The organism is Aquimarina sp. AD10, from assembly GCF_003443715.1.
In the GTDB taxonomy this organism is placed as follows: Bacteria; Bacteroidota; Bacteroidia; order Flavobacteriales; family Flavobacteriaceae; genus Aquimarina; species Aquimarina aggregata.
Map to the genome: position 1 here is coordinate 2,276,554 of NZ_CP031965.1, position 14,041 is coordinate 2,290,594.

The window sequence follows — 14,041 nt, forward strand, 5'->3', positions numbered from 1 at the left end:
TAAAAACAGATGAAAATTAAAATCGATTCTATTTTAGAAAAAATCCTGGTCTTTTTACTCTTTATTATGCTAATTAGTGTTGTTTGGCAAGTATTTTCGAGATACATTTTAAAATCACCAAGTACGATTACCGATGAACTTTCAAGTTTTTCTTTGATATGGTTAGGTGTACTAGGTGCTGCTTATACAACTGGACGAAAATTACATTTGGCCATTGATCTTATTCCCGAAGCTTTAATTAAACGTAAGAAAAAAGTATATGATGGAATCGTATATGCCGCAATATTTTTGTTTGGATTTGCAATTATGATTATTGGGGGCATACGCCTATGCATACTCTCATTTCAGTTTGAACAAACCTCTGCTGCATTACATATTCCTTTAGGTCTTATCTATTTGGTTATTCCTATCTCAGGAATATTAATCTGTTATTATAGCCTTTATATTTACTATAAGAATAATGACACTAACACTTCCTTATTATGAATTATACCGAAGTATTGATATTAGTCATTAGCTTTTTGATATTCTTATCATTAAGAGTTCCTATTGCATATGCTATTGGTTTGGCTGCTTTTTTCACATTAATAACCACAATGCCTTTCTTACCTTCGGTAACAACTTTGGCGCAACGTATGGCAACCTCTCTAGATAGTTTTACACTTTTAGCAATTCCATTTTTTATATTAGCTGGTCAAATTATGAATCGTGGCGGTATTGCAGTACGACTTATTAATTTTGCCAAAGCTATTGTTGGTCCATTACCGGGTGGATTGGCTTTTGTAAATATCATTTCATGCATGCTGTTTGGCGCTATTTCCGGTTCTGCGGTAGCTGCTGCTTCTGCAATAGGTGGTTTTATGAATCCCATGATGAAAAAAGACGGATATGACCCATCTTTTAGTGCTGCTGTAAATATTACCAGTGCTACTACTGGACTAATGATCCCGCCAAGTAATGTCTTAATTGTGTATTCATTAGCAAGTGGCGGTGTTTCTATCGCTGCTTTGTTTATTGCAGGGTATGTTCCTGGTATACTTCTTGGATTGGCATTAATGCTTATTGCAGCTATTTATTCAATACTCAAAAAATATCCAACCGAAAAATTAGTAGGCATTTCAGAGTTTTTTAAACGTTTTCTAGCAGCATTACCAAGTTTATTATTACTTGTAGTCGTTATTGGTGGTATTGTTGCCGGTATCTTTACGGCCACAGAGGCTTCTGCAATAGCAGTAGTATATACATTGCTATTAGCCGCTCTTTATAAAGAAATCACTTTTAAAGATATATTCCCTATTTTTTTAGAAACTATAAAAACCTCTTCTATTGTATTACTATTAATAGCGACTTCTATGGCAATGTCATGGGTGATGTCTTATGAAAATATCCCACAAGAAATTAGCAATGCTTTATTAGCAATAAGTGATAACCCAATCGTTATTCTAATCATTATTAATTTGATTTTACTCTTTGTTGGTATATTTATGGATATGACTCCTGCAATTCTAATATTCACTCCTATCTTTCTGCCTATTGCTACCAAAATAGGCTTAGATCCAATACATTTTGGAATTATTATGATTTTAAATCTCTGTATCGGATTGTGTACACCCCCTGTGGGTTCTGTATTATTTGTGGGTTGCAGTGTTGCTGGACTTTCAATTCAGAAGGTAATTAGGCCATTATTGCCTTTATTTTTAATCATGATTGTGGTACTATTATTAATCACATACATTCCAGAATTGAGTTTATGGTTACCTAAACAGTTTGATCTGTAGTAAACATGCTATTGTTTGGGCAAGAATCTATATATTTAAACCTACAAATACTAATTCACACCCTCAATGCATCAAACAAAAACCCCTTGGTATTTTCTTCTTCTAGTAATTTTAGCTGGGGAATCTGTTTTTATTTTGCCATTTGTTCTTGCTCGCGTTTTTAGACCAACAGTCCTTGAGGCATTTAATTTAGACAATATCCAACTAGGCATATGTTTTTCTACATATGGCATTGTTGCCTTAATTTCTTATTTTTTTGGAGGAGCATTAGCAGATAAATTTCCGCCAAGAAAATTGATTGCAGTGGCATTATGGATGACCGCTGCCGGTGGATTAGTATATGCCACTTTTCCTGATTATACAACATTAAAAGTACTTTATGGATACTGGGGCTTTACTACCATATTTTTATTCTGGGCTCCCATGATTAAAGCTACTCGAGTATGGGGTGGTACTACCTCTCAAGGTAAAGCATTTGGTTTTTTAGATGGTGGTCGCGGATTAGTAGGTGCGCTATTCGGAGCTTTAGGAGTATTGATATTCTCATTATTTATTACCTCAGAAATTGCTGAAGCCACCGCCTTAGAAAGCAGAGCCGCATTTAGCTATGTAATTTTGATATCTTCTGGTATTGTAAGTATTGTAGGTATATTAGTTTGGTTTTTCATGAAAATAGATCATACCTTAGAAAAGGAAATCATCATAGAAAAAATTACAGTATCCCAAGTGCAAGAGGTACTACGCCTACCTTCAGTTTGGTTACTTATGATCATTATTTTATGTGCTTATGTGGGATATAAAATTACAGATGTATTCTCGTTATATGCCAAAGATATTATGTTGTATGATCAAGTACAAGCCGCCCAAGTAGGTACTTTTTTATTATTTATCAGACCTGTTATTGGGGTTTTAATCGGCATATTAGCCGATCGATCACAAACTACTTTTTGGTTATTGATTAGTTTTATAATTTCATTTTTTGGAGCGTTATTGTTTGCTACAGGTCTAATTTCTGCCTCTTCTACAGCTTTATTTTTTATATCTATCTTGGTCGTAGCCACTGGGGTTTATTCAGCTCGTTCTTTATACTTTGCTGTCATGCAACGCGGAAAAATTCCATTAGTACTTACAGGAACCGCAGTTGGTATTATTTCTTTGATTGGGTATACTCCTGATATATTTGCAGGTCCGGCTATAGGCTATCTTCTAGAAAACTCGCCAGGTCAAGAAGGGCATCAACATGTATTTTGGATGTTAGCTTTATTCTCATCTATAGGGAGTCTAGCGGCATGGTATTATTACAAATTGTATAAAAAGGAAAAGCATTAGACTATAGCAGCACTCTAAAAAATGTATTAGAAAAAATATATTGAGAATAGATTTTAGCTATACTATTCTCAACATACATTTTCTCTTTATTACAAATAATAATACCAATTTTATATATAAAAGGTATTGACACTATTATTTTGTTCCTTTACTACTACCTTTATTTTGATGTGTACTATTGTTTTCTAACAAACTGAAAAACTTTTCGAGAATCGTGTGTTGAAACGCTACGGCAAAAATAAAGGATTTAAAAAGCATCTCTGCTTCTACAAAATTGTGATCTCTTATAAAAAAAAGTGCACAAGCATATAATATCCCAATAATAACAGGCCACCATTTTACCGACATATACTTAGGAACCCATTTCCATTTTCTGCTTTTTGGATTTATTTTATTACTGGCATAGGCCATAATCATAAAGGTAAAAATGTATCCCCAGTCCAGATGGTTTATATAGCTCCCAAATTGATTTAAAATACGCGTAAATATATTTAGTTCTTCCATTTTGATACTTTTTAAGTTGTTTATATTATGATTTTTGTATGTATACTAAAGCATAGTCTTTAATCTATATAAGTTCAGTCTCTAATACTCAAAGACAAGCACTGATAGGTAGCAATACATATTTAATGATTGACACATGAATAATACATTATAAAGGAGTACTCATCATCTGCACTGTATATATTCCCTCTATATATCTTTTATTAATCATCAGCAAGTTGCTGTAGGCACAGAGAACATTTACTGAGTGTAAAGAACTACTTGTCATAAGGTTAACTAAATAAAGCTTGATCAATACCTGGTTGATTCATTTTATCCCTAAACCCTTGGGGTAAGTCCCGGATAAGGTACTGATACACTACCGGAGCCGCTAGGATTCCGTTCTCTATACTTCTTCCTGCAAATTGCTCTATAAACCCCTTATAAGTAGCTACAAAGGTATTTAACTGTCTTGGTTGCCAATTTTCTCCTGGTTCTGAAAAATCTATATATACCAATTCTCCATTATTCCTAAACATCACATTATCAGGTCTAAAATCAGGCACAGATTCTTGAGCTACATTACCGGATTGCAATGCGTTGAATACTTCTCTTATATTTTCCTTTAATACCTCTTTTACTTGCTGGAGTCTTCTGTCATCTCCAGGGTTAAGAACTCCTCGTATTTGATCTTTATCATAAGCGTTAGGAATCTTTTCTACCAAATAATAATTTTGTTCTGCTGCTGTTCTACTATTATAGATAACAGGAAGGTTTATTTTATTTCTTAAAGCATTATAATTACGTATCCCACTAGCTACAGAAGTAGCCTCTTCAATAGGTTTAGGGGTTCGTATCAGTAGGTTTGCATTGTCAACTCCTCCTACCAATCGATCCTGACCGTCATCTATGCTATAGATATTATGAAATCCTCCTTCTCTACTAAACAAAGAGGTATTTATACCCCTATCTCCAAATTGAAATATCGCAGTAGGTGGCGCTAGTCTTTCGGCTGCTGCTTGTTCTCGTTCTCGTTCATTTCTTTCTCTCTCTTGTCCAAAAGCTATCTCGATTTCTACAGCATTAATATCTATTCCACTTTCTTCGAGACTGATTTGTTTATTTACATCATCCTTATGTACAGCATTCCAATACTTAAACAGCTCATAGGCGTCTTGTTTTGCGCCAAAATAAAGAGAGGTAATTATTTGTTTAGCAACGATTTTTGTTCCACCTAGTAAAAACTCATACTCTTTACTTTCTAACCATACCCTGGCATCTTCTATAGTAATTGCTGCTATTTCTGCCTGCACTCTTGGGTTAACTTCAGGTATCTCTGTATCCGGGGTATCTGCTACGAATTGGTTTAGAACAGCATCAAATTTAAACACCGTTCCAAAAACCTGATTATTCACAGGATTATCAATATACTGGTATTGTTCCCCTGTTTTTCGAACGTAATATTTGTTGATACCATCATAAAAAAGTGTATCATCATTTCTGGATTGCCACAACCCTCCTACACCAGGTATCCAATCTGACGCCACAGTATCTGTTGGTTGTTGTGGTGCTTCTTCTGCAACCGGGCTTTGCGTATCTAAATTTTCTGTCGGCGTCTCGGTCTCAACTACTGGTATCTCATTAGCAGTTTGATCAGTATTTACCTCCTCATTGTCAAAGGTATCCTCATTTTCTTCGGGACTTAGTTTTCTTCTTTGGTTTCTGGGTGGGGTTTCTGCTCTATTTGAAGGTCTTGTTCTTTTCATCAGTATTGTATTTTAATTTTTTTAAGTTGAAATTGCTCGTATTGATTCCCTAAGGATATACACTACTATTACATATTTTCTCTAATCCTACCTTAATTCTACCACGTACATATAACTCGAACGCGTTTCGATAGCGAGTAGGTGTGTTCCTTTTCTTACTCCCCAACCGTCATATTCAAAAATCTCATAATGCAGCTTAACCCCTAGACTTAGACTACGTTAAAAGGACTAAATCCTGTATCAGCTACTAAAGCTGGTAACTCACTTATATGAACTGCCTGAACCCACGTTCTAAAAAATTGACGTTTTTCGATTCTTGGTTCTTTAAAAGCTGCGAGCAAATTACGATTGCTCATTTGTCTAGTTAATGTACCTGCCTGAGGTAAGGCAATATCTCCAACAGTAGCAAGTTTAGCTTTTGAAAAATCAGGCTTATTATATTTATCAAATAGTGCATTAGCCTCATCCTCTGACATAAGTTTTTCTGTTATCAACTGTTCTTTTCGCAAAAAACCATTACTCATAAATTGCTCATACTGTTTTGCTTGTTGGGTCATCTGTTCGTATTCTACATTACCATTAAGCTTCAAACGAATCCTTTCCATTGGTATGGGGTTCGGAAACAAAAAGTTAATTTGATCAGGAAAAAGTCCTAATTCTTTCAAATATTCTTTTTCATATATCGAAATATTTGAAGTGTCTTCTACCAATCCTATAAATTGCCTAACCCCAGCATCAGCAGTGCTATTCTCTACTAACCCTTTTAGACGTTTGTATTCTTCATTATTATGCAATAAACTCCTCATTTGAAAGTTAGTAATGGAATTGAACAGGTAATGTATCTGGTGAGGCTCAAGCCCCATTTGTTGTAAATCATTGTTTGAAAATGTTTTATTAGGTAAAGCATTAACAACAAGATTAGTAAAGTCATTAGCCACTTTCATTTTTCTAAACTCGGAATTCCTTAATAAAATTTCCATTGGCACTAAAGAAATCGGAATCCCTCTATGGTCTCTGTATGGTGAGGAATGATGTATCAATTCATCTACAAAACTTACTATTCCGAAAGGTTTTACAATAGCTACTTTTATTTCAGTAGGTTCTTCCAGACCACTAGTAACGTCTTTTAAATTTTGTTCAAATGTAGGGTGCAGTCTTCTTTTATTTATATGATCTGGAATAATTGGGGGATTTACAATATACTCCGGCCCCAGTATATCAATATCATTATTGAAGTTAAGATTAACAAACATAGTTCTACCCACTGTATCCTTATGAAAGACAACTTTTCCTTTAGGTCTATCATAATAAAAATCTATATCAACTACAATTCTCCAATCCTTATCATTAAGTAATTTTGTAGTATTGAGATAATCTAATTGTCCTGATCTCTTTAAGGTTTCCAATACATTATCTCTAATGTTGTTCTTCATCTCATCATTATTCCTCAAAAGGTCTTTATCAAAAGATCTACCATTTGTAATTCCTGCCGGTATACTAAACATATTACTACTCCTTAATTGCGATTTCTCTATTTCTGGAGACAACACCAAACTTCCAATACGAAATACCTCTGGTATTGATCCAAAATATTTAGAGATCACTTGTTCATTCAAATATTTCATAATTTCAATTTGTCTATTTCGTTCCAGAGAGCCTTCAGTACCAATGGTATTAATGCGAGGTTCCGCCATTTCTGATAATAATTGTACTGGGTTTAATTGTAAATTTGTTATGGATGAGTTTTCTAAATTGTTTCTGTTTTCAAAAATTCCCTCTTCTGTACCTCTTTCTTTACCTTTATTACTGCTAAATATTTCTTTAGAGAGTGTATCGCTTTGCTCATCCACTTCCATAACATCAGAATCGTTTTCTAAATCATTCCTTAAAGGTATTTTATTCTCTCTCGTTTTATCTTGTTCCTTTTTTCTTGCTTGATTATTTATTTTTAACGCTCTCATACTTCTTAAATTTTCACATAACTACATAACATTCAACTATTTGAACATGCTTTGTTTTTGTATTAGTATTTACTAAATGATAATCATTTATATTTTCAGTGTATCCTTCTCCTTTTTATTTATGAAAAAATCTAAAAGATTATCGTTAACAGATTAATCCGAAAAATTCATGGTTTTTCGGGTCTGGATAGGTTTTATGCACTACTCACTCTTATCGCCACTAGTTATAGACTAGCGGTAACTAGGGATAATAGCATCTTACGATCAGGGTAAATCCATTTTAATAACTTCACCAGTTTCTTCCCTGTTATCATTTCTAGGTTTTTTTATAATCTCGAGATCTCGAGGTACCATTCCTATATCTTTTAGTATCCGACGATAGGCATGTGAAACTTCTGCCAGTGGGCCGTCTATGTTTTTTACAGCTTCTAAAGCGGCATCAATTGCTTCTTTATCTTTTGATACCACCCGAATGGTGCCGTAGGAATTTTTATCTGCCCCTCCTTGTTCATTTTTAAAACCGCTGGATACTAGATAAAGCATTTCGCCTTGCTCATTATTTCTAAATTTATCCACGATTTTTTGCATTTCAGGTTGGGTAGCACTCGTAGTATCTATAATCCACACCGGACTTTTTGAAGCATCAAGCTCTTCCAATAATTTTGTTGTTGGCTTCTTGCCATCTATAACTATGGCATTAACATCGCGCATTAGTATAGGTGCATCCAGATAATTTGATAATGTTATTTTCGGCGATTTACTAAATTTTGTACTCCCTAGAATAGCCTCAATTTCATAATACGTATTGGCATAATTAATGGGTATATCTGCATTGACGGTTTCCCCTCTGTCATTTCTTTTAGTTTTAATTTTATCCATTTCATGAAATATGGGATTCATTAATGCTCGCATTCCATTATGGGTAATTATTTTTTTTACGGTTAGCCTACCACCTCCTTCTCTTTTTGTCTTACCACCTTCTGTGACTTCATCTTCGGCTTCCATAACTAAGTCTACATCCCTATTTTCATCTTTTGATTCACTACCATAACTATAATCATCAAATACTTCATCTTCAGCTTCTGATTCACTACCATACCCAAAATCATCAAACGTTTTTTCCTTGGCCACTAGTAGCAGCGCATACGTTGCCAAATAGTCTTGTATAACATCGAATTTTTCTACAACCTCTCCCGACACTTTATTTTCACTAAGACTAGCAATTGCTTTACTAAATTCTTTATTTAATTCAGAATAAGGTTCGTCTTTTGATTGACTCTCTAAGAACTTAGACAAACTTTCTTGGTAAGGTGTTATAATGGTACTATAAAACTTATCATCCAGGATTATAGAAGGAACTTCTGGTTTGGCAGTATATTGAACTATTTCAGTATTTTTATCCCAAGAATTCCCATTCAACCCTCCTATCGTTGCTTTCATAACATTTGCAATAGATTCTCCATTAAATGCCATAGCATTAATATTGTTTTTGGGATGTTGAGATCGGGTTGCTGTATGCAAAAGGATTTTTCCATCATTACTCCTCCTCCCCTCATGCTTAAATGGATTTTTATGCGATTTATCTGCTTCAATTTCTTTAAATTCTCCTAACTTTTCCTCAAATTGCTTAAGTGCTTTAATATGCACATCTGCATACTCTGGAGGCATCAATCCTATGTTTACCCTAAAACTGCCAATTGTTTCTGCAATACTTGGAGAAGCATAACCAAAACTCTGTCTTTCTGCCATGTATATTTGTAATCCCTCTTCTTCCGAGATTTTATTTACTAATCCCGTGTAATAACTGAGCATAAATAAGGTAAATGCTTTTTTTGTTTCTGTTCGAAAGGATAAGGTTCCATTAGACAGTTTTTCGATGATTTGATCTTTAGTATTATTTATTGTTTTTTTTCCATTCTTTTCATCTTCAACAAACTTTTTTAATTCGTCAACGGATAATTCTTCTAATAAATTAGGAACTAATTTTTCAGCTTCTAGGTGTACCATAAGATTCGGGTAGTCATTATAAGCCCCTATTGTAATATTTATTTCACTACCTTCTACTCCTTTAACTATTTGATCAATGATTTGATTCTTATAGGTAAGATGTTGATCATATAAAATTCCACCCTCAGCACTATTACTTTCCTTAGATAGAATATCTTTTGCTTTTTTGTTTGTTATTGCACTAAACGTATTTATAAATCTTCCTTGATTAGCATCAAATATCCCTTTTTTTTCTCTCTTGAATACCGAAACTTTATTGGCATTTTCACTCCAAAACGGATGATTGGCACTTCTTATATATTGAGGGTCGGTTGTATCTCTAACAAACTGGTATTTATTAACATTATCAATTTTATTCAAATCATCTCTTAAGTAAAATGGAGGGTTAGTTCTTAATCGAATGATTTCTTTTCCTCGTTGAAAAAATTGGTTTTGCTCCTCAGTAAACCCATCTAATTCTGTTCTTTCTGAAAATTCATTTAGAAAAGTGATATGTTCTTTAATAGAAAAATTTTCTTCTTTGGACGCCTTTATCTCCATTGATCCTGAGATTTCATAATCAGAAGTTCCTCTCCCCTTATCACCACTATCTTTTAATTTTTGCCTTTTTTTCTCTCGTTCCTTTGTCGCGGTAGGGTCATTTAGATCAAGGTCTAAGAGGTCTTGATTCTCTGTTTTTGTTTGACTATTTTTTCTTTTTAGCATATCTTAATTTTTAAAATATTAGTAATGACTCCATTTTTTTGTAGGATACTTAGTTGTGAGATCCTATATAGAAATCGCTATGTAATTGAATCCGGTTTATGTATTAAAACAATATTACATCATTAAACCGCCTCAAAAACAGTCGCTTCGCTTCATTTTTTTAGTATAACCATAGCCCTTCGACATGCTCTGGGTAAACTGCTATGCTGACACTAAGAAACCCCCTATGCTTATTGTATTTTCGAGTTTCATTACGAAAGTCTAATGTATAATCCAGAGCACATACTTGCCAGAGTTAAGTTTTATACATTACTTACTCTTGCTGTCCACTAGTCAGAGACTAGTGGTAATGAGTAAGGGTTCTTAATGTGAAAACCTCTCCCCCTAACCTTCTCCACAAGAAGAAAGGATTTGCTTAGCCTGTAAATTCAGAATAACAGTAATTTTTATATCGAACTTATGTTACTTAATTCAACATGGATTACAAATCCGCGATATCTATCTGGTAAGTTTACAAACTACTCACTCTTACTGCCACTAGTTAGAGACTAGCGGTAGCTGGGGAAACAAAAAAATCTTAATTTTTCTTTCCAGTAAATTCAAACAACAAATGGTATTAATTCACTCACAGTAATGTCTGGGTCCTATTTTTTCTTGTTTCTTATTTGTTGTATAGTATCTAAAAATGTTCCTGTACATAGATAATCACTAATAGCAAATACTTCTCGTTTTATCCTGATACTATTTTCTTACTCGGTACGGCACGAGTTATAAAATTGGCATTAACGAGTCCAATATAGCGTCAATCGTATATCATATATTATAAATTAGGATGATACTAACTTTACCAAATTAGCTACTGGATCCTGATCTATTACGTGTTTTATTTTTGCCTTTTTCCCCAGTTCTAACATCTTTATCTTTTAAGCTATTTCTTCGCTTTTTTCTATTCTTTTCAATTCTTTCTTCATCTTCATCGTCGCTAAACTCCGCACCATCTGCTTTTAATTTAGTTTCCCCTTGTGTTTCAAAGGTTTTCATCTCTGGTTTATTTAATTCATTGCCTTCGGTCAACAAAAACTCTATTGTCTTTCCAAAATTCTCTTTTAATGCATTAGCAACGTTTATTTCATCTCTATATAGTAAAGTGATAAGTTCTTTTGTTCTATCCTCTACGCCTGTTAGTATTTTTTCCTTTTGGTTTTTTGATAACAGTTCATTTTTATTTAAAAAAAGCTTTATTGCTTGATATTGTGCAGAAATGGCTGTTGGTATAGGTGTAAATGTTCTTGGATCTATAATTGTACCTTTTTTTACTTTAACAGATTCTAATTGATGAGAAGCCAATAATAAAGCCCCTCCAATACCTGAACCTATGTAAAATTTGTGATAATTCACTGCTAATTCTTCTCTTCTACCATATATATTATATATCTCTCCACCAAACATATGTGTCATTATTGCTGCAATAACAGCTGTACGTCCACCATAGGACTGCTCTGAAATCCCTATTTCAATAGCTGCTGTATCAGAAGATATAGTTGTACCTGAAGATATAGTTGTATCTGATGACCTTACTAAAAAGGAATCTACTACACTCCAAGGATTAGGAATTCTCTTTAAAGACCCCAGAACACTTAAGCTTGCAGAGTTGTTCTGACTATCCAGAGTTTGTATTCCAGATATAATAGGAGACTCCTCTTCATCAGGGTTACCTAGGGTTGGTTGTATTTTGATAAATGTTCCGTTTAATGAAACTGCATAATTTGCTAGCCTACCATGGTCAGACTCTTCTTTTAGATCTTTATAATGTTTTTTAATTCCTAATAAAAAAGGACGCCATTCGTGAATACTTTTTATATCATGAAAAAAAAATAATCCAGACGAATGAAGTATCGGTTCAATTAATGTTCTTGTCGTTTTTGGGAATAAACTTATTAAACTTGGTCTCATAATTTTAAATTTTATTTTACTCCCCAATCCATTGTTGAGTAGCGTTAGTTTGATTATCAAATTGTTCTTGTATTTCCTTATTAATCATCAACATAAGCGGCACTTCTGCAAAAACCTTTTCTACATCAGCAATTGCAATAGCTTTTATCACACCATTTAATACCTCATAGGTTTGTTCACCAAGGTGTTGTTGTATCACGTCTGTCAGAGGTTGTTCTGTAGTAAATTGAGCATAATTACCATTAGCTATTTCCTCAGGTGTAGCATCTTCGACTAGTGGTAGGTATTGTGGTGTGCCATCAGTTTTGGGTACAGGATATAGCATACGCCCATGTTCTGGGTCAAAATTGGGTTTTAAACTTCTTAATACTGCTATTTGTTGTAGTGCTGTAGGCGCTGGTACGCTTTTACCATCCCACAAAGCGGTACCATCAATAGCTTCACTAAAGGGTTTTCTCCCCAGATCTTGTCTTGCTGTGGCAGGATCTGTTTCATCATCTGGTATAAATTGTTTGTTAGCAATCTCATTTGCTGTGGCTTCACTGGCTTTGGGCAAGTATCGTACCTCATCATTTGGATCAGTTTTGGCATATAATAGCCTGTCTTGATCTGTGGCATTACTGGCGCTGATTGGACCTATGGGATGTAGTTGTTGTGCGCGTAACGCCCGATCTATAATTCTACCTGAGGTTTCTATACTTTCAAAGGGTAGATACAAGCCATTTTCTAACTCCCTAGCTGTTGCTTCTGTTGCTATAGGCAGATATGCTAAATTGCCAGTGATATCTGTAACTGGATACAGGTAGCGATCGGCTTCGTATTTAGGTTTTCCGTTGGCTATTGGCGTCCATTGGTCGGCAGGATTTTCTGCGCTTTTGTTATTTACATATTGCCCCTTGGCTATTTCGTCTTCACTGGCTTCATTTTCTTTGGGTAGATAGGTGATTTCTCCTTCCTGATCTTCATATGGATATTCGAATCGGTTTTTATCTTTATTATACTTTGCTTCTTCTTTTTGACTGGCTTTTTTCTCTGTTTGGTCTTTAACACTTTCATCGGTTACAAACTGTCCTCTTTTAATTTCATTGGGTGTAGCTTCGCTTTGTCGTGGATAAAAAACAATTTCTCCATTAGTCGATGCTGTGGGATATGCCATTCTGTTTTTACCCAAATCCCGAATGGGTTTATCATTGATCATTCGTTTCCCTTGGGTCTGTGCTGCTGCACTCTCATTAGTTACAAAAAACCCTTTCCTTTTTTCGTAGGAAGTGGCATCCTGTTCTCTGGGTAAAAAAATTTGATCTCCATCTTCTGATCGTGTTGCATATACTTTTCTGCCCTTACCAAGGTCACGAATCGGTAGTCCTCCTTCGCTGGCTTGTTTAGCTTTCACTGATGAGTTCAAAGAGCTCTCTTCAACATAGTGCCCCAGGTTTTTTTCTTCTTGAGTAGCATCATTTTCCTTGGGTAAGTACTGTATTGTATCGTCTTCTCCTTTTACGGGATAGGTATTCCTACCCGTACTATCTAGTTTAGGTTGTGCATCTTTACTCAATGCATTTTTGCCTTTTTTAATAATCGTACTGTCTTTAATAAAAAGTCCTTTTGCTTTTTCTTTAGCCGTCGCTTCACTCTCTTTGGGTACAAATCGTTGTTTACCATTGTCATCGGTGGTCAGATATACATTTCGTCCTTTTAGTACATCATAAACTGGGTTTTTAGGGCTCTGCGGTCGTAATTCACTTATGGTATTCGCTTTCTTTTTTGCACGTTCTTTTCTACGATTATTATGATCTGAACTATTGGTTTTTCCTCCTTTTGGATTTCGTTTTATACCGAGTGATCTTTTTGATCTGGGCTGTTGTTTTCTTCTTTTTAAGCTGGGTTTCATTTCTGTATCAATTTTAGCTATTACTGGGTAACTCTTAGGGTTTCGCTTAAGGGTATTGCTTCCTGTTTCACCTACAGATTTCAGGGATCGGTTTTGGGCAGGTCTGCCCAAAACACGATCTTGAAGTGTTCCTGAAATCGAGTTGTAAGAGTTTACAATCTATTAGGG

The 14,041-nt window shown here is 34.6% G+C and carries 9 protein-coding genes; 3 read left to right on the forward strand and 6 right to left on the reverse strand.

Annotation, left to right across the window (positions count from 1 at the left end; translation table 11 throughout):
* Window positions 1-9 precede the first annotated feature (9 nt).
* The 3 genes from D1816_RS09440 (at window position 10) to D1816_RS09450 (ending at window position 3,107) form a co-directional block, all read left to right on the forward strand.
* Window positions 10-486: a TRAP transporter small permease gene (locus D1816_RS09440; RefSeq protein ID WP_118502482.1), complete on the forward strand. Its 477-nt coding sequence runs from the start codon at window positions 10-12 to the stop codon at window positions 484-486.
* On the forward strand, window positions 483-1,778 hold the full coding sequence (locus D1816_RS09445; protein ID WP_118502484.1) for a TRAP transporter large permease: 1,296 nt from the start codon (window positions 483-485) through the stop codon (window positions 1,776-1,778). The genes D1816_RS09440 and D1816_RS09445 overlap by 4 nt, the downstream gene beginning before the upstream one ends.
* Before the next feature lie 66 nt (window positions 1,779-1,844).
* On the forward strand, window positions 1,845-3,107 hold the full coding sequence (locus D1816_RS09450; RefSeq protein ID WP_118502485.1) for a nitrate/nitrite transporter: 1,263 nt from the start codon (window positions 1,845-1,847) through the stop codon (window positions 3,105-3,107).
* Between the two features lie 135 nt (window positions 3,108-3,242).
* Here D1816_RS09450 and D1816_RS09455 read toward each other — a convergent pair whose 3' ends face one another.
* The 6 genes from D1816_RS09455 to D1816_RS09480 all read right to left on the reverse strand — a co-directional run bounded on the left by D1816_RS09455 (window position 3,243) and on the right by D1816_RS09480 (window position 13,984).
* Window positions 3,243-3,611: a hypothetical protein gene (locus tag D1816_RS09455; protein WP_066319328.1), complete on the reverse strand. Its 369-nt coding sequence runs from the start codon at window positions 3,609-3,611 to the stop codon at window positions 3,243-3,245.
* A 272-nt stretch (window positions 3,612-3,883) separates the two neighbouring features.
* Window positions 3,884-5,356: a hypothetical protein gene (locus D1816_RS09460; protein WP_118502487.1), complete on the reverse strand. Its 1,473-nt coding sequence runs from the start codon at window positions 5,354-5,356 to the stop codon at window positions 3,884-3,886.
* 209 nt (window positions 5,357-5,565) lie between these two features.
* Window positions 5,566-7,317 (reverse strand): hypothetical protein, encoded by a 1,752-nt coding sequence (locus D1816_RS09465; RefSeq protein ID WP_118502489.1) that lies wholly within the window; start codon window positions 7,315-7,317, stop codon window positions 5,566-5,568.
* A 264-nt stretch (window positions 7,318-7,581) separates the two neighbouring features.
* On the reverse strand, window positions 7,582-10,029 hold the full coding sequence (locus D1816_RS09470) for a hypothetical protein (protein WP_118502491.1): 2,448 nt from the start codon (window positions 10,027-10,029) through the stop codon (window positions 7,582-7,584).
* Window positions 10,030-10,881: 852 nt separating this feature from the next.
* Entirely contained in the window at window positions 10,882-11,982 is a 1,101-nt protein-coding gene (locus D1816_RS09475; protein WP_118502493.1) for a hypothetical protein, read from the reverse strand.
* 16 nt (window positions 11,983-11,998) lie between these two features.
* Window positions 11,999-13,984 (reverse strand): hypothetical protein, encoded by a 1,986-nt coding sequence (locus D1816_RS09480; RefSeq protein ID WP_118502495.1) that lies wholly within the window; start codon window positions 13,982-13,984, stop codon window positions 11,999-12,001.
* Window positions 13,985-14,041: the final 57 nt, after the last annotated feature.